The sequence below is a fragment of the Halorarum halophilum genome, from assembly GCF_013401515.1.
Lineage (GTDB): Archaea > Halobacteriota > Halobacteria > Halobacteriales > Haloferacaceae > Halorarum > Halorarum halophilum.
Genome location: NZ_CP058529.1, coordinates 1,858,776 through 1,882,747, shown reverse-complemented (window position 1 = coordinate 1,882,747; position 23,972 = coordinate 1,858,776). Strand labels below are relative to the sequence as shown.

Below are 23,972 nucleotides of genomic sequence, written 5' to 3'. Positions count from 1 at the left end.
ACCGGTAGATAGCCCGACACCCAATTCCCGCTAATGCGCGCACTGGAGGACGAGGGCTGGCGCGAGGGCCTCGACGAGATCGACGCCCGCCTCGTCGACGACTACCAGAGCGGCTTCCCCGTCGTCGAGCGGCCGTTCCGGGTCGTCGGCGAGGAGCTCGGCATCCCCGAGGAGGAGGCGGTCGAGCGCGTCCGCGTCCTGTACGACAGGGGCGTCTTCCGGCGCTTCGGCGCCGTCCTGAACCCGCCGGTCATCGGCTCCTCCACGCTGGCGGCCGTCCGAGCGCCCGAGGATCGGTTCGCCGAGATCGCGGCGGTGATCAACGGCTTCCGGCAGGTGAACCACAACTACCGGCGCGACCACGAGTGGAACATGTGGTTCGTCGTCACCGCGAGCACGCGGGAGCGGCGCGACGGGATCCTCGCGGAGATCGAGGAGCGGACCGGGTGTGACGTGCTGAACCTCCCGATGCTGACCGACTTCTACATCGACCTGGAGTTCCCCGTGTTCAACGACGACGCGTTCGCGCGGGAGTCCATCGAACACACCGAGGCGTCCGCGACGCGGATCTCGGAGGACGCGGTCGGCGGCCTGACGGACCTCGAAGCGAGGGTGCTGCTGGAGATCCAGGACGGGTTCCCGTTGTCGGCGACGCCGTACCGCGACGTCGCGAACGCGGTCGGCGCCGACGTGACCGACGTGCTCGCCGCCGTCGAGCGGCTTCGCGCCGGGGGCTGCATCAAGCGCATCGGCTGCGTGGTGAACCACGTCGTCACGGGCTTCCGGAACAACTGCATGGTCGTCTGGGACGTGCCGGACGACCGGCTGGACGAACTGGGCGAACGGGTCGGGGAGCTCCCGTTCGTCACGCTGTGCTACCACCGGCCGCGCCGGCCCGAACTGGGCTGGAACTACAGCCTGTTCACGATGGTCCACGGCCGGGAGGCGGAAGCGGTGGACGCGAAGATCGACGAACTCGCCGCGGAGTACCTCCCGTTCGACCACGAGCGACTGTACTCGACGGAGACCCTGAAGCAGACCGGCGCCCAGTACGAGGATCTGGTCGGCGCCGAGTGAGGCGATCTGACTCCGTTCCCCCGCGATAGTCGTATCGAACCAGTAACCGATCCGGTCGTGCGGCGTTCCTCGACCCGTTCCGGTATGGCTTTTCCGCTCGGAGAAAACACCGCTCCGGCCACAGGGTTATCCGGCCAGGCAGTCTACAGTCGGGGATGGCAGACGACAAACGCGGCCGGGACAAGCAAGCGCAGGACGCCGAGAGACGCCAGCGTGAGCGCGATATCGCCGCGGAGCTCGAACGCGGGGACGAGACGGAGCCGCCGACCGACGAGGCGGAGCTCGACGAGTTCGAGACGGAACTCGACTCCCTGACGTTCCCGGCGACGGGGAGCGAGGTCGTCGCTGCGGTCGGCGACCGGGAGGTCGAATCGGTCGAGGGGGCCTACACCGTCGAGGAACTCGTTCCGGACACGGACGAGGAGCGGTTCGACTCGCCCGCCGCCGTCCGCGTGCGGGTACAGCGGCCGACGATCGCCGCGGCCATGAAACGGATCGTGGAGGCGAGCGAGACGCTCCGGAACGAGGAGCTCGGCGGGTCACAGCGGGAGGCCTACGAGAAGACGCTCAGGGAACTCAAAGCGATCGACGCCGACGACGAGGACGAGGGGATCGCAGCCACCACCGACTGGATCGTAGAGCGGATCCGCGACAAAGAGAAGCTCCCGGGGTCCCGGGCGGTACGCCGGCAAGCGGCGAAGTTCTGCCGGTCGAACGGATACGAGGTCCGGAACGACGACTGGCTCGGCGTCTAGATCGAAGACCACGGCGACCCGTCGAGGTTTCTCCCCGCCGGAACCGGGTCGGGGGGCGGGTGGTGTGGCGCGATCGGGTATCCGGTGAGTCAGGGCGTCCGTTTGCCGATCCCCTGCCGGAGGCACGACGGTTCCGGGAGTGCGACGAACGGGAGATCGACATCACTCACCACCGACGCGAGGACCTCGTTCCGTCGTCAACGGGTCGTTTCGGAGAATCGGTTCTCCCGCCGAATCCAATGCACAGCGACCGACAGACGAAAGACGGCCCACCGACAACCCGCACACGAATGAGCGACCCGGACGCCAAGGTGCAGACCGCGAGCGACTACGGGGGGGACGGCCCCCCCGTCGAGGAGAAGCCGTACAAGATCATCTTCGAGGCGAACGCCTGCTTCGGCGCCGGCAAGTGCGCCGAAGTGGCGGACAACTGGGAGATGGACATCGCCTCCGGGATGGCCCGACCGAAGTCGTACTACGTCGGCGAGGACGACCTCGACGAGAACCTCCGCGCGGCCGAGGTGTGCCCCGCGAAGAAGGACGTCGGCTGCATCCACGTCGTCGACCGCCGGACCGACGAGGAACTCGCGCCGAACCCCCACGGCGACGGCACCCTGAGCGTCGACTGGTAACCGAAACCGACAAACGGCTCTCCCCGGAAGGGTCTATCCGCGCGAGGGTGGCTGAGCCAGGCCAAAAGCGGCGGACTTAAGATCCGCTCCCGTAGGGGTTCGAGGGTTCAAATCCCTTCCCTCGCAGATTTTCGAGCGGAGCGATAAAATCGAGAAGGAAGGGATTCGAACCAGGGAGGTCGCGCATAGGCGAGCGAAGCGAGCCGAGCACGTCCGACCATGGTTCAAATCCCTTCCCTCGCATGAGTGGGGCCGAAGGCCCCGAGTGCTTCCGGAAGGATTCCGGGTGAGCGATCTCTCGATGCTCGTGGACCCGATATCCACCCATAGACCTTGACACGCAGGCTCTGCCCTTTTCGGCCGCACGACGTAACGGGGGACATGACCACCCACGTCAGTGGCGAGCAGGTCCGACGCTGGATCGACGACAACGCCGTCCGGGAGGTGACGAACCACGACGACGAGGAGACGGAGTTCAACTACGAACTCCGGCTCTCACGGCTGCCGATCCACGTCATCAAGGAGGAGACGTGGGGACCGCTCCGTGTCGTCGGAAAGACCGCGTTCGACACGGACCGGTCGCGGGCGCTCCTGCGCGACGACCAGGACCGGCAGGTGCTGCTCCAGCGCATCGGCCCGATGCTCGCCGCGACGCCCGGCTTCTACACGTTCCTCGACGAGGAGGGGGCCGCCTGCGAGTTCAGGAACGCCGAGGTGATCCAGACGGAGTACCGGATCTACCCGGACGAGGCCAACCAGCAGGCGCTGATGGACGGCCTGATGGGCATCGCCTCCGGGATGCGGTACGTCCGTAACACCCTCGCGGCCATGGTTCCGAACCCGAAGCCGACAGGGGACGAAACGGACGACGATGGAACGGCCGAAGCGGGGCCGGCCGCTGACGGGACGAGCGACGAGACCGATGGCGCCACGGCCGACGACGATACGGAGGCCGCCGAGCCGTCGACGGACGACGGAGGAACGGCCGACGAAGCCGGGGTGGACGACGCCGGGACGGACGCGGAGGGCGGCTGAAACCCCCCGTTCGGATCGACACGTGCAGCCCCAAGATACACAAGCCTCCTAATTAGATATAATTACGATGCTCCCCAGGAACGCGCCGACCCGCGCGGACGCGTTGCTCGCGATCATCGGGGTCTCCCTGGTGGTCGCGCTCCTCGCCGCCAGCCTGGCGGCGCTTCCGTTCGCGGTCGGTTTCGGCGTCGCGGTCGCGATCGCGATCGCGGCGCTCGTGGACGGGATGGTCGTCAACCCGCCGAGCGACGGGTGAGCGGTGGCGCGGACGGTACTCGACGCTGAGTTCCGGTTCCCTCGTTACTACGTCGCCCGACGTCGCTGTCGCTCGGATGTGTCGAAACGAAGGGCGGCACGCACCGCGAAAGAGTAGTGCGGTGCGGGTGCCGCCCCGAATTGGTCCCCGCTGACGCTTCGGCCCTCCAGACGAAGCGTCACCTGAAGCCAGCACCCGGATGTACTTAACGATGGCGCCGCCGGCGGGAACCCCCGCGGTCAACTCTCCGCCGGTTGTGTGTTTCGGGCGCGAGACCGCGGTCGAAATCTGCACGCACCCGGTCGTCGATCCGTCACTGTCGCGCCGGATGGTCGGGCGGCAAGTGCGGCCCGGCGCCGAAGAGGCGTTCGCGCAGCGTCCCGCCGCGTGGCTCCTCCGGGAGCAGGCCGCGCTCGCGGAGCACGGGACAGACCAGGTCGACGAAATCGTCGAGGCTCCCGGTGCGGACGACCTCCTTGACGTTGAGGCCATCGGCGCCGACCTCCCGGTACCAGTGCTCGAGTTCGTCGGCGACCTCCTCGGGCGTGCCGACGACGACGGGGGACGTCGTGCCGAGTCCGGAGAACTCCGCCACCTCGCGGACGGTCCACTCGCGGTCCGGGTCCGACTTCGTGAAGGCGTTCATCGTCCCCTGGATGGCGTCGGTCTCGATGTGCTCGATCTTCCGGTCCGGGTCCAGTTCGGAGAGGTCCATGTCGATGAACCCCGAGAGGAGCGCGAGCGCGGCCTCGACGTCGACGTGCTCGACGAGCGCCTCGTACTTCGCCTCGGCCTGCGCCTCGGTCTCGCCGACCACGGGGACGATGCCGGGGAAGAACGCCAGCGAGTCGGGGTCGCGGCCGAGGGCGGCCGCGCGCTCCCGGAGGTCGTCCATGTACTCCACCACGCCGCGCTCGGTCGGCTGCGAGCAGAAGACGGCCTCGGCGTTGGCGGCCGCGAACTCCCGCCCGCGGTCGGACGAGCCGGCCTGGAAGATGACCGGCGTCCGCTGCGGGGAGGGCTCGCAGCCGTGGGGACCGGGTACGTCGAAGAACTCGCCCTCGTGGTCGATGGCGCGGACCCTCTCGGGCTCCGTGTAGACGCCGCGCTCGGCGTCGCGGACGACCGCGTCCTCGTCCCAGGAGTCCTCCCACAGCCGATAGCAGACCTCCAGGAACTCGTCGGCGCGGTCGTATCTGGTCGCCTTGTCCATGCGCCCGTCCAGCCCGAGGTTCGCCGCCGCGGACTCGAGGTAGGAGGTGACGACGTTGAACGCGACCCGGCCGTCCGTGAGGTGGTCGAGCGTGGAGAACTCGCGGGCGAGCTGGTACGGGTGGCTGTAGGTGGTCGAGCGCGTGACCGCGAACCCCAGGTCCTCGGTCACCTCGGCCATCGCGGGCACGAGGTAGCTCGGGTCGTTCGAGGGCGTCTGCACGCCCTTCCGGATCGCCGTCTCGCGGTCGCCGCCGAACACGTCGTAGACCCCGCGCACGTCTGCGAAGAACACCGCGTCGAAGCCGCCGCGCTCGGCGGTCCGGGCGACGTCGGTCCAGTACTCCTGGTCGGTGTATCGGTGCGACTGGTCACCCGGATACGTCCAGGATCCCGGCGAGACGTGCTCGACCGAGTTCATGGTGAAGAGGTTGAGGTGGAGGTGGTCGGTCCCCGCTCGGTCGTCCCCGTGCATACCCTCCCCTCGCACTCGCGGCCCGTAGGCCCGGCGAAATCGGCCGTCCGTGCCGGCTACCCGCCTCCCGATCTCGCGCTCCGCTGCTCGTTTCCCGCGGCCGGCGCCCGAAACGCAATCGACTATACCCCGCCGGGTCACCGTCCACCCGAGTCCGACCGATGTCACGACAGGAACGGCTCGTGGTGGTCTGCGGGTTGCCGGGCGCGGGGAAGACGACCGTGTCGAGGGAGATCGCGGAGCGGATCGACGCGGAACTCCTCCGTACCGACGTCGTTCGCGAGGACGTCGTGCCGGACCCCGACTACACCCCCGAGGAGACGCGCCGGGTGTACGACGAACTCCTCGACCGCGCCGCCGCGGGCGTAGACGAGCGCGGAGTCGTCGTCCTTGACGGCACCTTCCGCCGGAAGCGCCTCCGCGCGGCGGCCCGCGAGGTGGCCGCCGACGTCGGCGCGACGTTCGAACTCGTGAAGGTCGAGTGCAGCGCGGAGGTCGTCCGCGAACGGATCGCGGCCCGCGAGGGCGACGAGAGCGACGCGGACTTCGCCGTCCACGAACTCCTCGCGGAGGAGTTCGAGGCGGTGGGAACGCCGGACCTGAGGGTGGACAACTCCGGCGACCTCCCGCGGACCCGCGAGCAGGTGGCCGCGCACTACTGATCCGGACACGGATCACGGCGCTCGGCGCTGTCGAGGTCCGCGCTCGTGCGTTTCCGAGGGAAAAGGGTCGCGGGGGATACCGTGGTCGCCGAGGAGCCAGGTGACCTAGTGGAGGTTCACGGCCGAGCTCACTCGAGGTCGAAGCGATCGAGGCTCATCACTTTGCTCCACGCGTCGACGAAGTCGTGCATGAACTCCTCCTCGGCGTCCTCGGCCCCGTAGACCTCGGCGATGGCCCGGAGCCGGGCGTTCGAGCCGAAGACGAGGTCCACGCGGGTCGCCGCCCACTCGACCTCGCCCGTCCCGCGGTCGCGCACCTCGTAGATGTCGTGGTCGTCCGACGGCGACTCCCACTCCATGATGTCCTTGTCCTGGGAGTCCGATGCCGCCTCCCACTCGTAGTCCATGTCGAGCAGGTTCACGAAGAAGTCGTTGGTCAGCGTCCCCGGCTCGTCGGTGAAGACGCCGAGCTCGGTCTCCCCGTAGTTCGCGTTCAGCGCGCGCATGCCGCCGACCAGAACCGTCATCTCCTGGGCCGTCAGCGTCAGCAGGTCCGCCCTGTCCACCAGCAGCTCCTCGGCCGACTGCTCGTGCCCGTCACCGAGGTAGTTACGGAACCCGTCGGCCTGGGGTTCCAGCGCCTCGAACGACTCGACGTCGGTCTGCTCCTGGGAGGCGTCGGTCCGACCCGGCTCGAACGGGACGTCCACGTCGTAGCCGGCGTCCGCCGCGGCCTTCTCGACGGCCACGTTGCCGCCCAGAACGATCAGGTCGGCGAGCGAGACCCGCTTCCCGTCGGACCGCGAGCCGTTGAAGTCCTCCTGGATACCCTCCAGGGTCCCCAGGACCGTCTCCAGCTGCTCAGGCTCGTTCACCTCCCAGCTCCGCTGCGGTTCGAGGCGGATGCGACCCCCGTTCGCCCCGCCGCGCTTGTCGCTCTCGCGGTACGTCGACGCCGACGCCCAGGCTGTCTTGACCAGCTGGGAGACGGACAGGTCCGAGGCGAGGATCTCCTCCTCGAGCTCGGCGATCTCCTCGTCCCCGATCAGATCGTGGTCGACGTCGGGGATCGGGTCCTGCCAGAGCATCTCCTCGTTCGGAACCTCGGGGCCGAGGAACCGGGACGGCGGGCCCATGTCGCGGTGGATCAGCTTGTACCACGCCTTCGCGAAGGCCTCCTGGAACTCGCGGGGGTTCTCCTGGAAGCGCTCGATGATCTCCCGGTACTCCGGATCCCGCTTCAGGGCGACGTCGGTCGTCAACATCATCACGTCCTCCCGCTCCGACGGGTCCTCGGTGCCCGGCGCGACGCCGTCGAGCGAGCCGTCCTTCGTGGTCCACTGCCACGCACCGCCCGGACCCTTCTCGGGCTCCCACTCGTTGTCGAGCAGGTTGTCGAGGTAGCCCATGTCCCACTGGGTCGGCGTGGCGTTCCACGGCCCCTCGATCCCGCTGGTGATCGCATCGCTCCCTTTGCCGGAGCCGTGGCTGCTCTCCCAGCCGAGGCCCTGCTGGTCGATCGGGGCCGCCTCGGGCTCGGTGCCCATGTGCTCGTCGGGGTCGTCGGCGCCGTGGACCTTCCCGAACGTGTGCCCGCCGGCGATGAGCGCGGCCGTCTCCTCGTCGTTCATCGCCATCCGGCTAAACGACGTCCGGATGCGCTCGGCCGACCACTCCGGATCCGGCTCGCCGTTCGGCCCCTCCGGGTTCACGTAGATGAGCCCCATCACGGTGGCAGCGAGCGGTTCCTGGAGCGCGTCCTCGTCGTCGAAGCGCTCGGCGGTCTCCCACTCGGTTTCGGGGCCCCAGTCGACGGCCTCGTCGGGCTCGAACTCGTCCTCGCGCCCGCCGGCGAAGCCGAACGTCTCGAAGCCCATCGACTCCAGGGCGACGTTCCCGGCCAGGACGATCAGGTCGGCCCACGAGAGCTTGCGGCCGTACTTCTGCTTGACCGGCCAGAGCAGCCGGCGCGCCTTGTCGAGGTTCGCGTTGTCGGGCCAGCTGTTGAGGGGCGCGAAGCGCTGGGTACCGCCGGACGCGCCGCCGCGGCCGTCGCTGGTCCGGTACGTGCCGGCGCTGTGCCACGCCATCCGGATGAAGAGCGGCCCGTAGTGGCCGTAGTCGGCCGGCCACCAGTCCTGCGACGTCGTCATCACCTCCTCGATGTCCGCCTTCACGGCGTCGAGGTCGAGTTTCCGGAACTCCTCGGCGTAGTCGAACTCCTCGCCCATCGGATCGGTCCGACCGGCGTTCTGGTCGAGGATCTTCAGGTTCAACTGGTTCGGCCACCACTCGTGGCTGGACTCGCCCATATCGTGCTCGGGGGTTTCCTCGGACATCGCTGTGTACCTGTTCGTGGAAAGCTGCTCGACTCTCATATATTCACCGATACGTTTCCCGTTGACCGTCTTTTGATTGGCCCTCGGGAAGCCGGATGTCCCGGCAAATGAGGTATTTCTTTGCGGTTCGAACAACTTCCATCACGATTTCCAAAAACCCGCCCCTGCCGACGAGGGGGGTCACCCTTGGTCGTCCGCCAGTTCGACACTCCGAGCGATACCCTGCCACGCTCCCAGTCAGCGGCCGACCGCGTGCCCGCACTGCCGGCGATACCGAAAGTTTTTGCCGAAACCCGCGTTGGATTCGCCGATGACCGCAGACCGCGGGACGCGGCTGGTCCTCGCCGGCGTCCTCCTGTTCGTCCTCACCGTCGCCGTGAGCGGCGTCCTCGCGCCCGACCGCGCGGGGACGCCCGGGTTGCCGGGAGATCCGACGGCAGACGGCGCCCGCGAGACCCTCGTCGGGTCGCAGGGCGGGGGTCCCGGCTGGCACCAGTACGGGAGCGTCTACCTGCTGAACGGCGCCGACGTCGTCTGGCAGGAGGACAGCGCGGACAGCTACTTCGACGTCCAGCGGCTGGACGACGGTACCGTCCTCGCAGGGTTCATGCACTCCGGATACGAGGAGTGCGGCCCGTACGAGTCGCCCTGCGCCCGCACTGGGATCCGCATCATCGACCCCAGCGCCGACGGCGGGCCGGAGGTCGTCGAGGAGTACAGCTTCCCCGTCAGGTCCCAGTCCAACAGCGAGATCCACGACGCCGAACCGCTCCCCGACGGGGGGTACGCCATGACCGACATGGACCACGAGCGGGTCATCGTCGTCGAGGACGGCGAGATCACCTGGCAGTGGAACGCCTCGGAACTGTACGACGCGCCCGAGGACCCGACCCGGACCGACTGGCTCCACATCAACGACATCGACCGGATCGGCGAGGACAGATTCCTCGTCTCCGTCCGCAACGCGAACCAGCTCGTGATCGTCGAGCGAACCGACGACGGCGGGAGCGAGGTCGTCGAGATCATCAACGAGGACACGGGCGGGAGCGACGCGTCGTGCACCAAGAACGGCCAGCTCCGCGACACCGACGGCGACGTGCGCTGTGGCGACCCCGACGTCCTGAACCACCAGCACAACCCCCAGTGGCTTGACGACGGCGCCGTCCTCGTCGCGGACTCCGACAACGACCGCGTGGTCGAACTCCACCGGACTGACGACGGGACCTGGGAGCCCGCGTGGGTGCTCGACCGCGCCGAGGGGATGGACCTCCGCTGGCCCCGCGACGCGGACCGGTTACCGAACGGCCACACGGTCGTCACGGACACGCTGAACCGCCGCGTCTTCGAGATCGACGAGAACGGAACGGTGGTCTGGAGCTACGCCACCGACCGCATCCCCTACGAGGCCGACCGCGTGCCGCGAGAGCTGACGGGCGACGCGTCGGCCGACCTCCCGCGCTCGGACGGCGACGGGACCGGCGTCGAGCGCGCGGGGGGAATCCCGGTGCTCTCGACGCTCGTCGTCGGCCTCCGGGCGGTCGCTCCCTGGGCGCCCGTCTGGTTCGCCGAGACGCAGATCGGCCTGACGCTCGTCGCGCTCGCGCTGGTGCTCGCCGGCGCGGCCCTCCGCGCCCGTTCGTGGCTCGACTAGGCCGACTCGGGTCTCGAACGGATCGACTCGAATCTGTCTCGTCGCCGCGCCGACCCCCCGATTTTTCCCCGCCGCCGGCGACCGGGGCGCATGGACGCGGACGACCCCGATGACGACGACGGCCCCGCAAGCGATCCCGAGAACCCGGACGATACTCCCCTCGACTGGGAGACCCTCGGGTCCGAGGTGGACTACACCTGCCCGGGCTTCGACGTGCGCCGCGACGACGTGCGGCTCCCCGACGGCACCGAGACCGACTTCCACTACGTCGACGAGCCGCCCGCGGTCGTCGTGCTCCCGTTCACGCCCGAGGGCGACGTGGTGCTCGTCGAGGAGTGGCGCCAGGCGGTCGGCCGCGTGAACCGCGGGCTCCCCGCCGGAACGGTCGAGGCCGGCGACGACGTCGACCTGGAAGCGGCCGCTCGCAGGGAACTCCGCGAGGAGACCGGCCACAAGGCCGACTCGCTGACCCACCTCGTCACGGTCGAACCGGAGAACGGGATCGCGAACTCCATCCACCACCACTTCCTCGCGCGCGGCTGCCGCCCGACCGCCGAGCAGGACCTCGACTTCAACGAGAGCATCCGCCCGGTCGTCGCCGACTACGACGCGTTTCGGACGGCCGTGTTCGACGGCGAGATCCGCGACGGCAGGGCGATCCTCGCCGTCTCGCGCTACGAGGCCCACCCCGAGGAACTCGACGACGAACCGGCTGACGGGTAGCCGACCGCGCTCCTCCTCGTACTCCGGCTTCCGTTCAGGATACTCATCCGACTGCACGTCGTGGGAGTGGCAAGCGTCTTGGGCCGGGCCGTCGTGCCATCCGGTATGGTCACGCTCTCCCCCCGTTCACGCTCGCTCGCCGTGGGATACGGTCTGGGGATCGGCGGCGGTGTGCTCGCATTTCTGTTGACGCTCCCGGCTGCCCTCGGACTCGCGCTCGTCGGCGTCTCCTCGACGGCAGTCCTCCTCGTCGTCAGCTTCGTGTTCGGACAGTACCTCCCGTTCATGGGGCTTCCGCTCGTCTATTTCCGCCGAATTAGGGGAATGAGCTGGGTGCGGATTCGATCATACCTCGGGGTTCGCGTCCCGTCGCTCAGCGAACTCGGCGTCGTCGTGGCGGGATTCTTCACCATCCTCGGGCTCGCGCTCGGCACCATCTACCTCGTCACCCAAGTACTCGGGCTGACTCCGGCGGAGAACTCCGCCGGACAGCTCGCCCAGGAGCAGTCGCGACTCATCCCGCTGTTCATCGTCGCGTCCCTCGTCGTCATCGGTCCGTGCGAGGAGACGCTGTTCCGCGGTACGGTCCAGAACCGCCTTCGAGAGTCGTTCTCCGCGCCCGTCGCCATTACGCTCACTGCGATCCTGTTCGCCTCTATCCACGTAATGGCACTCGTCGGCGGGCTGGAGGCCATCGCAGTCAGTATCGGCATCCTCCTCGTTCCCAGCTTCGTCTTCGGGATCGTGTACGAGTACACCGAGAACCTCGTCGTCCCGGCGCTCATCCACGGAATCTGGAACGCGTTCATCTTCACCAGCCTGTACATCTCGATCGAGTTCGGCCAGGAGGGCGGCGCGGCGGCCGTCCTGCTCTCATTGCTGGGCTGACCTGAGGCCCCGAGAGTTCAAGTACGGGAACGAGACCACCCCGTGGCGTGACGTAACCGCCACCGCGCGACGTTCAGCGGTAGTGTCCTCGCGCCGTCGACCGTCTCGGCGCGGGGTGCGACACAGCGCCGCGCGTCCCGGCCGCCGCGGGCGTCCCCTCCCCGGTTCGGCCACCTCGTGTCGCCTGTCAACCCGACCGAGAGCGGACGCACCGCCGAACGCAACCCTTACCGACGGGCCAGCGGAACTCCCGGCCATGCGCGAGCACTTCGAGGTCCGGGCGGCCGACGTCGCGGGCCGCATCGGGGAACTGACCGTTCCCCGCGCGGGGGTCACCGTCGAGACGCCCGCGCTGCTGCCGGTCATCAACCCGAACCTCCTCACCGTCGAGCCCGAGCGCCTGGCGTCGGAGTTCGGCGCCGAGATCCTCATCACGAACTCCTACATCATCCGCAACGACGAGGACCTCCGCGAGCGGGCCGAGCGCGAGGGGCTCCACGAGCTGCTCGGCTTCGACGGCGCCATCATGACCGACTCGGGGAGCTTCCAGCTCGCGGAGTACGGCGAGATCGACACGACGACGCGCGAGATCCTCACCTTCCAGCGCGACATCGGGAGCGACATCGGCACGCCGGTCGACATCCCGACGCCGCCGGACGTCCCCCGCGAGGAGGCGGAGGCGGACCTCGAGACGACGGCCGAGGCGCTCGCCGACGCCGCCGCCGTCGACGTCGGCGACATGCTCGTGAACGCCCCCGTCCAGGGGGCGACGTATCCGGACCTCCGCGAGCGCGCCGGCCGCGCGGCCGCCGCGACCGGCCTCGACGTGTTCCCCGTCGGCGCGGTCGTGCCGATGATGAACGCCTACCGCTACGACGACATGGTCGACGCCGTCGCCGCCGCCAAGCGCGGGCTGGACGTCGACTGCCCGGTCCACCTGTTCGGCGCCGGCCACCCGATGATGTTCGCGGTCGCGGTCGCGCTCGGCTGCGACCTCTTCGACTCGGCGGCCTACGCGCTCTACGCCCGCGACGGGCGGTACCTGACGGTGTCCGGGACCGAGCACCTGGAGGACCTCGAGTACCTCCCCTGTTCGTGCCCGATCTGTCACGAACACTCCGCCGAGGCGCTTCGCGCGGCGGGCACCGCGGACCGGGAGCGGCTGCTCGCCGAGCACAACCTCCACGTCACCTTCGAGGAGATCAGGCGCGTGAAGCAGTCGATCCGCGACGGCGACCTGCTGGAACTGGTCGACCAGCGCGCCCGCGCCCACCCGGCGATGCTCGACGGCTACCGCGCGCTCCTCGATCACGCCGACCAGCTCGAGCGGGAAGACCACGCCAGCAAGGGGTCGTTCTTCGCCGTCTCCCACGAGTCGGCCCGACGACCCGAAGTCCTCCGACACCACGAGCGACTGGACCGGCTCGCCGTCCCCGACCGCCTCCTCCTCTCGGAGTACGGCGCCCCCTCGAACCACGAGTACGACGAGGTGTGGCGCGTGGTCCCGCCACTGGGCCCGTTCCCCCGGTCGCTCTCGGAGACCTACCCGCTGACCGCGGAGACTCCCGAGCGAACCGACGAGGCAGCCGAACGATCGGCCGCCGACGGCGTGGCCGCGCTCGCGGCCGCCAACCCGGACGCCGAGATCACGCTCGCACACGACGGCTGGCACGCGGCCGCGCTCTCGCGGGTGCCCGAGTCGGTGACGCTGGAGGACCTCTCCGGGCTGGGCGGCGGGAACGAAAGCGCCTAACCCGTCCCCCTCGCACGCTCGGCCATGACCGACTACTTCGAGGTCCACGAGCGGGACGCGGCTGCCCGCCTCGCGGAGCTCCGTCTCTCCTCGCCGGTAATCACGCCGGCACTGGTGGGCGGGGAGGCGCACAGCGCCTCCGAGAGCGGGTCGGAGTCCCGCGTTCAGCTCCGGGACTCGGGCTCGCTCTGGAGCGCCGACCGAGAGATCCCCGACGGCGACTCGAACGCGCTGACGGTGCTTCCCCACCGAGCGTTCCCGAGCGGTACCAGGGACCCCGTCGTGGAGTCGTTCGCCGCCGAGTACCCGGACGTGGACGCGCCGACCGCGGCGGTCGTCAAGAGCGACGCCGCCGACGCGGCGGGCGCCGCCTCGGCACCCGTCGACGCCTACGCCCTCTCGGACGCCCAGGGGTTCGTCGGCCACGCGTCGGCGTTCGTCGACGCCGTCGTCGAGGTCCGCGAAACCGTGCCGGCCGACACCGCGCTGTACCTCCCCGGCGTCGCCACGCCCGCGAACGTCGCGACGCTCGTCTACGCCGGCGTCGACCTCCTCGACGCCAAGCGGGCGCGGATCAGGGGCTCGCAGGGGAAGTACCTCACCACGGACGGCGAGCGGTTCCTCGAGGACCTGGACGAACTCCCGTGCTCCTGCCCGGTGTGTCAGGTTCCACGGGCGGAGTTCGACCGGGTCGACTGCGAGGAGCACAACGTCAACGCCCTCGCTGCCGAACTCCGGCGGGTCCGCCAGCGGATCCGCGAGGGCCGCCTGCGCGACTACATCGAGGGACAGGCCCGCCACGAGCAGTGGCTCACCGCGACGTTCCGCGAACTGGACCAGCAGTACGGCTACCTGGAGGAGCGGACGCCGCTCGTCCGCGACTCCGAGGTGACGGCGGCCACGGAGGACACGCTCCGCCGCGTCGAGATCCAGCGGTTCGCCGAGCGCGTGACGAACAGGTACGTCAACCGATTCCGGAACCCGCTGGTGCTGGTTCCCTGCTCGGCCGTGAAACCGTACTCCGAGAGCCAGAGCCACTCGCAGTTCCACGACGCGATCCAGTACCGCGCCCACCTCGCGTCGATGACCTCGCCAATCGGCGTCGTCCCGCAGGAACTCGAACTCACCTACCCCGCCCAGCACTACGACACCGTCGTCACGGGGCGCTGGAGCGAGGACGAGAAGGCGTTCGTCGCCGCGGTGCTCCGGCGCTACCTCGAGCGGAACAAGTACCCCCGCGTGATCGCGCACGTCCCCGGCGAGGGCTACCGCGACATCTGCGAACGCGTCGAGGGGGAGGTGGACGTGCCGTTCGAGTACACAGTCGAGGAGCACCCGACGACGACCGACTCCATCGCGAACCTGATGTCCACGCTCGACGGCGAACTGAAGTACGGCAAGCGCGAGCGCCAGCACAACACCGTCCGGGCGCTGGCGGACTACATGCTCGGCGACGGCGCCGGCGACGATCTGTTCGACGAACTGAACACGACCAGCCGGTACCCCAAGCTCCAGGTCCGCGACGACGAGGGGGAGCAACTGGCGACGATGGTGCCGAACTACGGCGTGCTCGCGTTCACGCTCGCCGGCGCCCGGCGATGGGTCGAGAGCGATGCCCCGACCAAGCGGGTGGAGATCGACGGCTTCGTCCCGCGCGGGAGCGTCCTCGCCCCGGGGGTCCTCGACGCGGACGACGACATCCGCGTCGGCGACGAGGTCGTCGTCGAGGGGCCGAAGGCGTTCGCGGTCGGGCGAGCGACGATGTCGGGACCGGAGATGCGCTCCTCGACGCGTGGCGAATCCGTGCAGGTCCGCCACTCCGAGGAGCGCTGAGCGCCCTTTCTTTCACCGAGATCGGGATCCGCCGAGCCGGACGGAGTTGACAGGCATCCAAGGTTTAAGTCTCACCAACAGGTTTCAACTACCAATGGTAGGTTCCCGGATCGGTTCCGAGGCTCAGGAGGGGCCGGGAGCCTCCGACGAGATGGACTGGGCCGTGATCAACTCCCTGATCCAGGCGCAGGACTACACGTCGCGTGCGCTCCAGGCGTACCTCCTCAGGACGCGGTATCGGGAGGGGTCGGCGCCGGAGAACGCGGCCCAGCACATTGAGGAGGCGATCGAACGCCACCGGAAGATCATCGAGGACCTCTCCCTGGCGCGGGACTGCGTCGAGGAGATCGTCGAGGAACCCGACGAATAGTTCCAAAACTCGGCACACGAGGGGCCGTTCCCCGTTTTATCCGCCGTAATCGTTCGCCTATCTTATATTTGATTTCCCAACCGTCGGTATTTTAGTTGGTACGGTTCGTTTACACCGACAATGAAGCTCACGTCCCCGACGGATTTCGAGATCCTGGAGGCGCTCGCGGACGGGAATCGGAACAACGCGGCGAACCTCTCGTACGAACTCGACAAGAACCGCTCGTACATCAACACGCGCCTCCCCATCCTGGCCGACTACGGGCTGGTCGAGCGGGTCGGCCCGGCGCCGAACAGCGGCCTCTACGAGATCACCGACCGGGGAGCGGCGGCCGCCGAACTCCGGGAGGAGTACGGCGAGCGCGACTTCGACGAGCAGATCGACGACCACCTCGACGGCGTCGTCGAGGCCTGAACGGGACCGAACCCACGGAACGGGGCGAGCTTCTCGGCGGCAGTTCATTCGCTCGTGAGATTACCGGGGACCGCCGGCGTCTCCACGTTCCGCCTTCATCCGGGGACTCTCCTTCCTCGTGCTTTCCCGTACTCCCGCTCCTCCTTCTGACCTCTTCATCGCACTCGTGCGCCCATGCGGCAGTGACAAATCGATGCCGTACGTGCGCCGAGAGGGCCGCGACGTCCGGGAATGTTCGGTGTCGGAACGGGCGGCCCCGACTCCGGAACACCGCGCGTAGCAACGTTTTCATACCATTAGTATATGCTGTTGGCTATGGAACTGGCGAGTGGGCATGGAAGCAGGGGTCGGGGAGCGCGACGTCGCCGATGGCGACGGAGCGGACGGGGACCGGCCGGTCGACGTGCCAAACCCGTGGTGGGGGACCTGGGAGACGCGGGAACCCGACCCGAGCGACCCCCTCGATCGCCTCTGCGAGCGCTACGCCGAGGGCGAGATCGACGAGGCCGAGTTCGAACGCAGGCTCGGCCTCCTGCTCGACACCGAGGACACGGACCCGGCGACCGCCCGCGAGCGGTTGCGCGAGCACACCGGTCGAAACGACTAACGGGCTCGCTCCGACCTATCGGGCATGGTTCCCACCAGATACCCCGCGCTCGCCGGCCTGCTGGCCGGACTCGTCACGCTCGGAAACCTGGTCGTCACCTACGTCCACGCTTGGGTCGACGGCGGAGTGACCGTCGTCGCCGGCTACTACACCGCGACGGCGTGGCTCTCGCTCTTCCTCGTCCCCCTCGGCACGGCAGTCGTCGGCTACGCGGGCGGTCGTGCGTCGATCGGCGAACCCGACCTCGAACGGACGGGGCTCGTCTGCCTCGCGGTCGGCGTCGGTGCGAGCCTGGCCGCGGTGGGTATCGCCCTCGCCGTGAGGCCCGACTCCGTCGGCACCGGTGCAAGTTCGCTGATGGAACTCGCCGGCTTCATGCTGACCGTGATCCGTCCGGTCGTCGTCGCCACGGTCGCGGCCGTGGCGGGGGCGGCGCTCGTCCGGAACTGACCGCCGGTCCTCCGCCCCCGACCTCTCGCCCCGACCGTCCGCGAAGCGAACGCATACAGTCCTCCCGGCTGACCCTCGGACATGGACGACACCGGAACCCGCGTCGGCGTCGACGTCGGCGGCACGTTCACGGACCTCGTGACGGTCCGGGACGGCCGCGTCCGCGTCGACAAGACGCCATCCACCCCGTCGGCGCCCGAGGAGGGCGTGCTGGCCGGCCTCGGCGATCTCGACGCCCCGCTCGCGGACGTGGGATTTCTCGGTCACGGGACGACCGTCGCGACGAACGCGGTCCTGGAGGGAGAGTGGGCCGACACGGCGCTGCTCACGACGGCCGGCTTCCGCGACGCGCTCGAGATCGGCCGGCAGAATCGCCCCGACATCTACGACTTCGCCGCCGAGAAGCAGACGCCGGTGGTCGAGCGCGACCGCCGCTACGGCGTCCCCGAGCGCGTGGACGAGCGCGGTGAGGTGCTGACGCCCCTCGATGAGGACGCCGTCCGCGGCGTCGCCGCCGAACTCAAGGAGACAGGCGTCGAGAGCGTCGCCGTCTCCCTGCTGTTCTCCTTCGAGCGTCCCGACCACGAGCGCCGGGTACGCGACCTCCTGCGGGACGCGGGAGTAAACGCCTCAATCTCGCTCTCCTCTGACGTGCTGCCCGAGATCCGCGAGTACGAGCGAACGCTCGCGACGAGCCTGAACGCCGCGCTGAAGCCGGTGATGGACGACTACCTCGGCGCGCTCTCGGACGGCGCGGCAGAAATGGGACTCGACGCGCCGCTCCGCGTGATGGGCTCGAACGGGGGGCTGATGGCCGCCCCCGCCGCGCGTGAACGCCCCGTGAACACCCTGCTCTCCGGCCCCGCGGCGGGCGTCCGCGGGGCGACCCACGTCGCCGGCCGACGCGGGGTCTCCGACCTGATCACCATGGACATGGGCGGCACCTCCTGCGACGTCTCGCTCGTCCGTGACGGCGACCCGCTGGTGACGACCGACACCGAGGTCGGCGACTACCCCGTGTCCGTCCCGACGGTCGACATCCACACGGTCGGCGCCGGCGGGGGCTCCATCGCCTCCCTCGACGCCGGCGGCGCGCTCCGCGTCGGCCCCCGGTCCGCCGGCGCACAGCCCGGACCCATCTGCTACGGCCGGGGCGGCACCGACCCGACGATCACGGACGCGCACCTGCTCCTCGGCCGCATCGACCCGACCGGGTTCCTCCCTGACGCGCTCTCCCGCGAGGCGGCGGCGGTGCAGGAGGCGTTCGAATCGCTCGCCGACGCCGTCGGCGGGAGCGTCGAGGACGCCGCGGCCGGCGTGCTGGACGTCGCCAACGCGAACATGGAGCGGGCCCTCCGCGTCGTCTCCGTCGAGCGCGGGTACGACCCGCGGGAGTTCGCCCTCGTCGCGTTCGGCGGGGCGGGGCCGCTCCACGCGACCGCGCTCGCCGAGGCGCTGGACATCCCCGAGGTGGTCGTGCCCCGCGCGGCGGGCGTGCTCTCCGCGCTGGGGCTGCTCATCAGCGACGTCACCTACGACTACTCGACATCGATGGTCCGCCGGTGGGAGGAGGTGTCCCCCGGCAACCTCGAATCGACCTTCGCCGAGTTCGAGGCCGAGGGCCGGGAGGAACTCGCGGCCGCGGGCCACGACGAGGCGGACCGGCGGTTCGAGCGCGCCGTGGACCTGCGCTACGCCGGCCAGTCGTTCGACCTCCGCGTCCCGGTCGGCGACGTGGGGAACGCGGAACTCGACGCCGTCGCGGAACGCTTCCACGAGGCCCACGGGCGCCGGTACGGCCACGCCTACCGCGACGAGCCGGTGGAGCTGGTGACGGTCCGACTGCGCGCCCGCGGCGTCGTCGAACCCCCGGAACTGGCCGTCGAGGACCGTGCGGGCGACCCGGCCGACGCGGTGGGAGCGACGCGCGAGGTGCTGTTCGACGGCGACGAGCACGGGACGCCGGTGTACGACCGAGAGCGCCTGCCCACCGAGGCGGCCTTCGACGGGCCGGCGGTCGTGGAGGGCTCGGAGAGCACCGTCGTCGTGCATCCCGACCAGCGAGCGCGGGTCGACGGCGACGCGAACCTCGTCGTCGAAACCGGGGGTGAGGTATGATGGCCGACGACGCCGACGGCGGTGGCGCCGACGCCGGAGACGCGGGTGAGGCCGACGACCGCGGCGTCGACTCGGTGACGCTGGAGGTCATCCGCAACGCCTGCGAGGCGGTCGCGGAGGAGATGAACGCGAACCTCGTCCGGACGGGCTACTCGCCGAACATCAAGGAGCGGCGCGACTGCTCGACGGCGCTGTTCGACGCCGGCGGCGAGATGATCGCGCAGGCCGAGACGATGCCCGTCCACCTCGGCGCGATGCCGTTCTCGGTCGCCGCCGCTGTCGAGGCGTTCCCGCCGGAGACGCTCTCGCCCGGCGACTCCGTGCTGCTGAACGACCCGTTCCGCGGCGGCGCCCACCTCCCGGACCTGACGCTGGTGACGCCGGTGTTCGACGAATCGGGGGAGGAGCTGCTCGCGTTCGCCGCGAACCGGGCACACCACGCCGACATCGGGGGCTCCACTGCGGGCAGCGTCGCGGCCGACTCGACGGAGATCTACCAGGAGGGCTTGCGGATCCCGCCAGTCAAGTTCGAATCAGCTGGCGAGGTCCGCGACGACGTGCTCTCGATGATCCTCGCGAACGTCCGCACGCCCGAGGAGCGCCGGGGCGACCTCCGGGCGCAGACCGCCGCGAACGCGACCGGTCGGCGGCGGTTCCGGGAGGTCGCGGCCGAGCACGGCGACCTGCTCGGACCCGCACTCGAGGAGATCAAGGACTACTCCGAGCGCCGGATGCGGGCGGAGATATCGGACCTGCCCGACGGGACCTACGAGTTCGCCGACCTGCTCGACGACGACGGGCGCGGGAACGAGGACCTGCCGGTGGAGGTGGCGGTCGAGGTCGACGGCGACTCGGTGGTCGTGGACTTCGAGGGCACCGCGGAGCAGACGGACGGCCCCGTCAACGCCGTCTTCGCCGTCACCGCGTCGGCGACGTACTACGCCGTGCGCTGCGTGACGGATCCGGACATCCCCCCGAACCACGGCTGCTACCGGCCGATCGAGATCCACGCGCCCGAGGGGACCATCGTGAACCCCGACCCTCCGGCGGCCGTGGTGGGCGGGAACCTCGAGACGTCCCAGCGCATCACCGACGCCGTGCTCGGCGCGCTCGCCGAAGCCGACCCGGAGGCGGTCGTCGCGGCGTGCCAGGGGACGATGAACAACGTCACCTTCGGCGGGACGGACCCCCGGACGGACGGCCCGTACGCCTTCTACGAGACCCAGGGCGGCGGGTTCGGCGGCCGGGCGACCGGCGACGGGATGGACGGCGTCCACGTCCACATGAGCAACACGATGAACACGCCCGCGGAGGTGCTCGAGACCGCCTATCCGCTCCGCGTCGAACGCTACGCCTACCGGCCGGACTCGGGCGGAGCCGGCGAGTTCCGCGGCGGCCTCGGTCTCCGGCGCGACATCCGCGTCCGCGACCACGAGGCGCGGTTCAGCCTGCTCGCCGAGCGCCACGAGTCCCGACCGTACGGCCTGGCGGGCGGCGAACCCGGTGGAAACGGCGCGGCCTACCTGGTCGACTACGCGGAGCAAAGCTCCGCGAGCAGCCGGACGCAGTCCGGCGATGAAGATGGCGAGGAACTCGAGAAACTCGCGGCCAAACACACCCGCGACCTCCCGCCGGGGTCGGTCGTCAGCATTCGCACACCCGGCGGCGGCGGGTACGGCGACCCGGCCGACCGTGACCCCGAACGAATCGAGCGGGACCTCCGCCTCGGGAAACTAACGCCTACCGCCGCTAGCGAGGCGTACGGCTACGCCCCCGACGGCGACGACGGGAACTGACCGCGGACGACGTCGACTGAATCGCTTCCGCGGTACTCCAACACTGCTTCAGGCGATGCTCGGCCGACTACCCGCGGTCGTCAACGCGGTAGTCCGGGCCTTCGCTGGACCGGATCTCCCTCGAGTGGGACTGAAAGGGGCCGGTTTCTGCGCGAAGCACGGTACCTCAAGCACCGCAGGCGAACGAAGTGAGCCGGGAGCGCGGAGCGTGCCGCGCGAGCGCAGAAACCGGGGCTTTCGGGTTGGTCTCCGGAGTCCTGCTGTCGGTGCTCCTGAAGCGCCACCAAGCCTTATCGCGCCGGAATCCAACCCCGAACCATGCTGACCGAAGGAGACCCCGCACCGAGCGTCACTGCGCCGATGGCGACGCCGGAAGCGGCACGAGACGCCGAACGGGGGAACTACACCAGCGACGACGTGGCCGAGTTCGACCTCGAGACGGTCCTCGAGGACGGCCCCGTCGTCCTGGCGTTCTACCCCGGCGTCTACTCGCGAACCTGCACCCGGGAGCTGTGCGAGCTGCGCGACTGGCGCGCGGAACTCGCGGAGCTGGACGCGAACGTCTACGGCGTCAGCGCCGACACGCCGTGGTCGCTGCTGGCGTTCATCGACGAGTACGACCTGAGCTACCCGCTCGTCTCCGGGTTCAACACCGACGTCATCGCGGAGTTCGGCGTCCAGCGAGAGGACGGCCCCCTCCGGGGCATCGCCAACCGGGCGGTGTTCGTCGTCGACCCCGACGGCACGGTCACCTACACCTGGAGCGCGGACCAGCCGCTGACGTTCCCCGACACCGACGAACTCGCGACGGAGATACGGGCGGCCGGCGACCCGTAGCAAGCGTTAGGTGTCCGCCTTTCGACGGACAACACGTGCCCTCCACGTCCGATCCCACAACCCGTGAACGACGGTTCCTGCTCGCGCTGCTCGCCGGGGAGTCGCGGTCCTCCTCTCGATAGCCCGGAGCCTCGTCATCTCCTCCGTCGGAGTTACCGCCGAAACCATCTGGCTCGTCGTCGCTGGAGGCGCGGTCGTGCAAACGTTCACGCTCTGTGCGGCGATGGCAGCAGGGTACGCCGCCGCGACGGCCGGGGCGCTGACCGACTCGCTGGGGAACACGGTCGCGTCGTTCGCGGTTGCCGGGCTACTCGCGTTCTGCGTCGGCGCGGTCGTAATCCCGCCGCTCACCGACGGCGGGGCGATCGCGATCGAGACAGTCGGCGCGGTGAGCGCCGTCTCCCGGACCGCTTCGTTCGTCGTCGCCGGTATCGCCGGCACCGGCCTGAGGCTCGTCCGCGGCGGAAGCTTCTCGGCGGCGGCCGACGATTGATCCAGCATGACCCCGGCCGAGGCGCTCCCGTCCGACGGTCTCGTGGCGGTCGTGGGCGCCGGCGGGAAGAAGACCACGCTGTACGCGCTCGCCGGAGCCACGGATCGCGCGGTCGTCACCGCGACGGTCCGCATCCCCATCTTCGACGAGCACGTGGCGCGCGTCGAGGCGACCGACGACCCGATCGCGGCGCTCGCGGACGCCGACGCCGGGGATTTCCCGCTCGGCCTCGTCCCTGAGCAGGAGCGCCCGGACCGCTACAGGGGGTACGACCGCGACGTCGTGGACGGCCTCGCGGCGGCCCACGACGACCCCGTGTTCGTGAAGGCCGACGGCGCCCGGATGCGGGAGTTCAAGGCGCCGAGCGACCGCGAGCCGCAAGTTCCCGACGGCGCGGACGCCGTGATCCCCGTCGCGTCGGTTCACGCCGTCGGGAAACCGCTGACCGGTGAGGTGGTGCACCGGCCCGAGCGCGTCAGCGCCATCACCGGAATCGACGTGGGCGAGGAGATCACCGCCGAGGCGGTGGGAGCGGTGCTCGCCTCGACCGGGGGTGGATTGAAGGGCGTCCCGGAGGGCGCGACGGTGGTTCCGCTGGTGAACAAGGTGGACGACGAGGGGGACGAGCAAGTCGCCCGGGAGGTCGCGGAGGCGGCGATGGCGGCGGACGAGTCGGGGCGGATCGATCGAGTGGTTCTGGCGCGGATGCTGGACGGCACGGTCGTGGACGTGATTCGGTAGATCCGGTTTTCGGTGAGCGGGGTTTGCGCCGACTCCTACAGCGCCGACCGCGAAAGCCCCCGCGGCCCCTTTCAGTCCCACCGTTGGACGTTCGCCCGAGTGTCACCGGCGGGCGGTAATCAGATGCAACCGGCCACGGATACGGACGTTCACGAGGGTATCCGGCCGTTCGTCGCCGAGTTCACCCCAGTCGCCTCTCGGCCGCCTCGAACTCCTCCTCGGTGTTGATGTTCTCGAAGGTCGACTCGTCGGCGTACTCCAGCGCCTCGTCGTCCTCGACCACGACGTAGTCGAGTTCGAACAGCGGCGCGATGATCTTCCCTTCGCCCGCCGCGAGCGCGTCGTCGCAGGCGTCGGCCATCGGGCCGGCGCGGTAGGCCGCCTGGGTCGTCTGGAACCACTCGTCGTCGAGTCGCGGCACGGCCGCGTCGTGGTCGGCCGCGCGGTCGAACAGGTACTCGACCAGCGAGGGCTCGACGAACGGCATGTCGCAGGCGACGACGAACGCGAGCGCGTCCGGCCCGCCCCAGCCCTCGACGCCGCGGAGCCCCGTGCGAATGCCGGCCATGGGCCCCAGATCGGGGTCCTCGTCCTCGGCGTACTGGACCGGGTTCGGGTAGCTGTCGAGCGCGTTGGCGATGGCGTCGCGCTGGTCCGGCCGGCAGTTAACCACGAGGCGGTCCGTCGCGTCGAGGAGGCGGTCGGCGACGCGTCGGATCATTGGCGTCCCGGCGAGGGGGGCGACCGCTTTGTCGCGGTCGCCGAACCGGGTCGAGCGCCCACCGGCGATCACGACGGCGTAGCGGTGGTGCTCCTCCGCTTCCATGGCCGGGACTGGGCGGGCGGCGCGGAAAG

General features: G+C 69.7%; 23 protein-coding genes and 1 tRNA gene. 21 read left to right on the top strand and 3 right to left on the bottom strand.

The window, feature by feature from the left end:
- Window positions 1–33 precede the first annotated feature (33 nt).
- The 6 genes from ahbB (at window position 34) to HUG10_RS09600 (ending at window position 3,755) form a co-directional block, all read left to right on the top strand.
- Window positions 34–1,077 carry a siroheme decarboxylase subunit beta gene (ahbB, locus tag HUG10_RS09625; protein ID WP_179169369.1) on the top strand — a complete coding sequence of 348 codons (1,044 nt, stop codon included), beginning with the start codon at window positions 34–36 and terminating at the stop codon, window positions 1,075–1,077.
- Between the two features lie 155 nt (window positions 1,078–1,232).
- The gene (locus HUG10_RS09620; RefSeq protein ID WP_179169368.1) at window positions 1,233–1,832 is read left to right on the top strand and encodes a DUF5789 family protein; all 600 of its coding nucleotides are present in this window, start codon (window positions 1,233–1,235) and stop codon (window positions 1,830–1,832) included.
- Window positions 1,833–2,122: 290 nt separating this feature from the next.
- Entirely contained in the window at window positions 2,123–2,464 is a 342-nt protein-coding gene (locus HUG10_RS09615; protein ID WP_179169367.1) for a ferredoxin, read from the top strand.
- 41 nt (window positions 2,465–2,505) lie between these two features.
- Window positions 2,506–2,590: transfer RNA gene (locus HUG10_RS09610), tRNA-Leu, on the top strand.
- Window positions 2,591–2,845: 255 nt separating this feature from the next.
- Window positions 2,846–3,499: a hypothetical protein gene (locus HUG10_RS09605; RefSeq protein ID WP_218780582.1), complete on the top strand. Its 654-nt coding sequence runs from the start codon at window positions 2,846–2,848 to the stop codon at window positions 3,497–3,499.
- Between the two features lie 67 nt (window positions 3,500–3,566).
- On the top strand, window positions 3,567–3,755 hold the full coding sequence (locus tag HUG10_RS09600) for a hypothetical protein (protein ID WP_179169366.1): 189 nt from the start codon (window positions 3,567–3,569) through the stop codon (window positions 3,753–3,755).
- Window positions 3,756–4,068: 313 nt separating this feature from the next.
- Here the strand turns inward: HUG10_RS09600 and HUG10_RS09595 are convergent, their stop codons facing one another.
- Window positions 4,069–5,442, bottom strand: coding sequence for an LLM class flavin-dependent oxidoreductase (locus tag HUG10_RS09595; RefSeq protein ID WP_246310123.1), 1,374 nt, complete (start codon window positions 5,440–5,442; stop codon window positions 4,069–4,071).
- Between the two features lie 161 nt (window positions 5,443–5,603).
- Here HUG10_RS09595 and HUG10_RS09590 point away from each other — a divergent pair, with 161 nt between their 5' ends.
- Window positions 5,604–6,104 (top strand): AAA family ATPase, encoded by a 501-nt coding sequence (locus HUG10_RS09590; protein ID WP_179169365.1) that lies wholly within the window; start codon window positions 5,604–5,606, stop codon window positions 6,102–6,104.
- 128 nt (window positions 6,105–6,232) lie between these two features.
- On the opposite strand, the gene katG is transcribed toward HUG10_RS09590, so the two are convergent.
- On the bottom strand, window positions 6,233–8,416 hold the full coding sequence (gene katG / locus HUG10_RS09585; protein WP_179171039.1) for a catalase/peroxidase HPI: 2,184 nt from the start codon (window positions 8,414–8,416) through the stop codon (window positions 6,233–6,235).
- 337 nt (window positions 8,417–8,753) lie between these two features.
- On the opposite strand from katG, the gene HUG10_RS09580 reads away from it, so the two are divergent.
- The 14 genes from HUG10_RS09580 (at window position 8,754) to yqeC (ending at window position 23,117) form a co-directional block, all read left to right on the top strand.
- Window positions 8,754–10,094: an arylsulfotransferase family protein gene (locus HUG10_RS09580; protein WP_179169364.1), complete on the top strand. Its 1,341-nt coding sequence runs from the start codon at window positions 8,754–8,756 to the stop codon at window positions 10,092–10,094.
- Window positions 10,095–10,184: 90 nt separating this feature from the next.
- Entirely contained in the window at window positions 10,185–10,817 is a 633-nt protein-coding gene (locus tag HUG10_RS09575) for an NUDIX hydrolase (RefSeq protein ID WP_179169363.1), read from the top strand.
- Window positions 10,818–10,922: 105 nt separating this feature from the next.
- The gene (locus HUG10_RS09570) at window positions 10,923–11,705 is read left to right on the top strand and encodes a type II CAAX endopeptidase family protein (protein ID WP_179169362.1); all 783 of its coding nucleotides are present in this window, start codon (window positions 10,923–10,925) and stop codon (window positions 11,703–11,705) included.
- Between the two features lie 256 nt (window positions 11,706–11,961).
- A complete protein-coding gene (gene tgtA / locus HUG10_RS09565) occupies window positions 11,962–13,458 on the top strand; it encodes a tRNA guanosine(15) transglycosylase TgtA (protein ID WP_179169361.1) in 1,497 nt (498 codons plus the stop codon).
- Window positions 13,459–13,482: 24 nt separating this feature from the next.
- Entirely contained in the window at window positions 13,483–15,291 is a 1,809-nt protein-coding gene (gene arcS / locus HUG10_RS09560) for an archaeosine synthase subunit alpha (protein WP_179169360.1), read from the top strand.
- A gap of 94 nt (window positions 15,292–15,385) precedes the next feature.
- Entirely contained in the window at window positions 15,386–15,661 is a 276-nt protein-coding gene (locus HUG10_RS09555) for a hypothetical protein (protein WP_179169359.1), read from the top strand.
- A 120-nt stretch (window positions 15,662–15,781) separates the two neighbouring features.
- A complete protein-coding gene (locus HUG10_RS09550) occupies window positions 15,782–16,075 on the top strand; it encodes a winged helix-turn-helix domain-containing protein (protein ID WP_179169358.1) in 294 nt (97 codons plus the stop codon).
- A gap of 334 nt (window positions 16,076–16,409) precedes the next feature.
- Window positions 16,410–16,682 (top strand): SHOCT domain-containing protein, encoded by a 273-nt coding sequence (locus HUG10_RS22170; RefSeq protein WP_179169357.1) that lies wholly within the window; start codon window positions 16,410–16,412, stop codon window positions 16,680–16,682.
- Window positions 16,683–16,706: 24 nt separating this feature from the next.
- A complete protein-coding gene (locus HUG10_RS09540; RefSeq protein WP_179169356.1) occupies window positions 16,707–17,132 on the top strand; it encodes a hypothetical protein in 426 nt (141 codons plus the stop codon).
- 81 nt (window positions 17,133–17,213) lie between these two features.
- A complete protein-coding gene (locus tag HUG10_RS09535) occupies window positions 17,214–19,250 on the top strand; it encodes a hydantoinase/oxoprolinase family protein (RefSeq protein WP_179169355.1) in 2,037 nt (678 codons plus the stop codon).
- The gene (locus HUG10_RS09530) at window positions 19,247–21,046 is read left to right on the top strand and encodes a hydantoinase B/oxoprolinase family protein (protein WP_281375632.1); all 1,800 of its coding nucleotides are present in this window, start codon (window positions 19,247–19,249) and stop codon (window positions 21,044–21,046) included. Before HUG10_RS09535 ends, HUG10_RS09530 begins: the two co-directional genes overlap by 4 nt.
- 318 nt (window positions 21,047–21,364) lie before the next feature.
- The gene (locus tag HUG10_RS09525; protein WP_179169354.1) at window positions 21,365–21,883 is read left to right on the top strand and encodes a redoxin domain-containing protein; all 519 of its coding nucleotides are present in this window, start codon (window positions 21,365–21,367) and stop codon (window positions 21,881–21,883) included.
- Window positions 21,884–22,079: 196 nt separating this feature from the next.
- Window positions 22,080–22,376 (top strand): hypothetical protein, encoded by a 297-nt coding sequence (locus HUG10_RS09520; RefSeq protein WP_179169353.1) that lies wholly within the window; start codon window positions 22,080–22,082, stop codon window positions 22,374–22,376.
- A gap of 6 nt (window positions 22,377–22,382) precedes the next feature.
- Complete coding sequence (gene yqeC, locus HUG10_RS09515) at window positions 22,383–23,117, top strand: selenium cofactor biosynthesis protein YqeC (RefSeq protein ID WP_179169352.1); 735 nt, start codon at window positions 22,383–22,385, stop codon at window positions 23,115–23,117.
- A gap of 181 nt (window positions 23,118–23,298) precedes the next feature.
- On the opposite strand, the gene HUG10_RS09510 is transcribed toward yqeC, so the two are convergent.
- Complete coding sequence (locus HUG10_RS09510; protein ID WP_179169351.1) at window positions 23,299–23,943, bottom strand: molybdenum cofactor guanylyltransferase; 645 nt, start codon at window positions 23,941–23,943, stop codon at window positions 23,299–23,301.
- Window positions 23,944–23,972 lie beyond the last annotated feature (29 nt).

What these genes read in the sequence shown, in the direction of transcription:
- HUG10_RS09530 (WP_281375632.1), top strand. Translation starts at nt 19,247, where the DNA reads ATGATGGCCGACGACGCCGACGGCGGTGGCGCCGACGCCGGAGACGCG.
- HUG10_RS09525 (WP_179169354.1), top strand. Translation starts at nt 21,365, where the DNA reads ATGCTGACCGAAGGAGACCCCGCACCGAGCGTCACTGCGCCGATGGCG.
- HUG10_RS09535 (WP_179169355.1), top strand. Translation starts at nt 17,214, where the DNA reads ATGGACGACACCGGAACCCGCGTCGGCGTCGACGTCGGCGGCACGTTC.
- arcS (WP_179169360.1), top strand. Translation starts at nt 13,483, where the DNA reads ATGACCGACTACTTCGAGGTCCACGAGCGGGACGCGGCTGCCCGCCTC.
- HUG10_RS09595 (WP_246310123.1), bottom strand. Translation starts at nt 5,442, where the DNA reads ATGCACGGGGACGACCGAGCGGGGACCGACCACCTCCACCTCAACCTC.
- HUG10_RS09540 (WP_179169356.1), top strand. Translation starts at nt 16,707, where the DNA reads ATGGTTCCCACCAGATACCCCGCGCTCGCCGGCCTGCTGGCCGGACTC.
- HUG10_RS09605 (WP_218780582.1), top strand. Translation starts at nt 2,846, where the DNA reads ATGACCACCCACGTCAGTGGCGAGCAGGTCCGACGCTGGATCGACGAC.
- HUG10_RS09555 (WP_179169359.1), top strand. Translation starts at nt 15,386, where the DNA reads ATGGTAGGTTCCCGGATCGGTTCCGAGGCTCAGGAGGGGCCGGGAGCC.
- HUG10_RS09600 (WP_179169366.1), top strand. Translation starts at nt 3,567, where the DNA reads ATGCTCCCCAGGAACGCGCCGACCCGCGCGGACGCGTTGCTCGCGATC.
- HUG10_RS09620 (WP_179169368.1), top strand. Translation starts at nt 1,233, where the DNA reads ATGGCAGACGACAAACGCGGCCGGGACAAGCAAGCGCAGGACGCCGAG.
- HUG10_RS09615 (WP_179169367.1), top strand. Translation starts at nt 2,123, where the DNA reads ATGAGCGACCCGGACGCCAAGGTGCAGACCGCGAGCGACTACGGGGGG.
- HUG10_RS09590 (WP_179169365.1), top strand. Translation starts at nt 5,604, where the DNA reads ATGTCACGACAGGAACGGCTCGTGGTGGTCTGCGGGTTGCCGGGCGCG.
- HUG10_RS09550 (WP_179169358.1), top strand. Translation starts at nt 15,782, where the DNA reads ATGAAGCTCACGTCCCCGACGGATTTCGAGATCCTGGAGGCGCTCGCG.
- yqeC (WP_179169352.1), top strand. Translation starts at nt 22,383, where the DNA reads ATGACCCCGGCCGAGGCGCTCCCGTCCGACGGTCTCGTGGCGGTCGTG.
- ahbB (WP_179169369.1), top strand. Translation starts at nt 34, where the DNA reads ATGCGCGCACTGGAGGACGAGGGCTGGCGCGAGGGCCTCGACGAGATC.
- HUG10_RS09580 (WP_179169364.1), top strand. Translation starts at nt 8,754, where the DNA reads ATGACCGCAGACCGCGGGACGCGGCTGGTCCTCGCCGGCGTCCTCCTG.
- katG (WP_179171039.1), bottom strand. Translation starts at nt 8,416, where the DNA reads ATGGGCGAGTCCAGCCACGAGTGGTGGCCGAACCAGTTGAACCTGAAG.
- HUG10_RS22170 (WP_179169357.1), top strand. Translation starts at nt 16,410, where the DNA reads ATGGAAGCAGGGGTCGGGGAGCGCGACGTCGCCGATGGCGACGGAGCG.
- tgtA (WP_179169361.1), top strand. Translation starts at nt 11,962, where the DNA reads ATGCGCGAGCACTTCGAGGTCCGGGCGGCCGACGTCGCGGGCCGCATC.
- HUG10_RS09575 (WP_179169363.1), top strand. Translation starts at nt 10,185, where the DNA reads ATGGACGCGGACGACCCCGATGACGACGACGGCCCCGCAAGCGATCCC.
- HUG10_RS09510 (WP_179169351.1), bottom strand. Translation starts at nt 23,943, where the DNA reads ATGGAAGCGGAGGAGCACCACCGCTACGCCGTCGTGATCGCCGGTGGG.
- HUG10_RS09570 (WP_179169362.1), top strand. Translation starts at nt 10,923, where the DNA reads ATGGTCACGCTCTCCCCCCGTTCACGCTCGCTCGCCGTGGGATACGGT.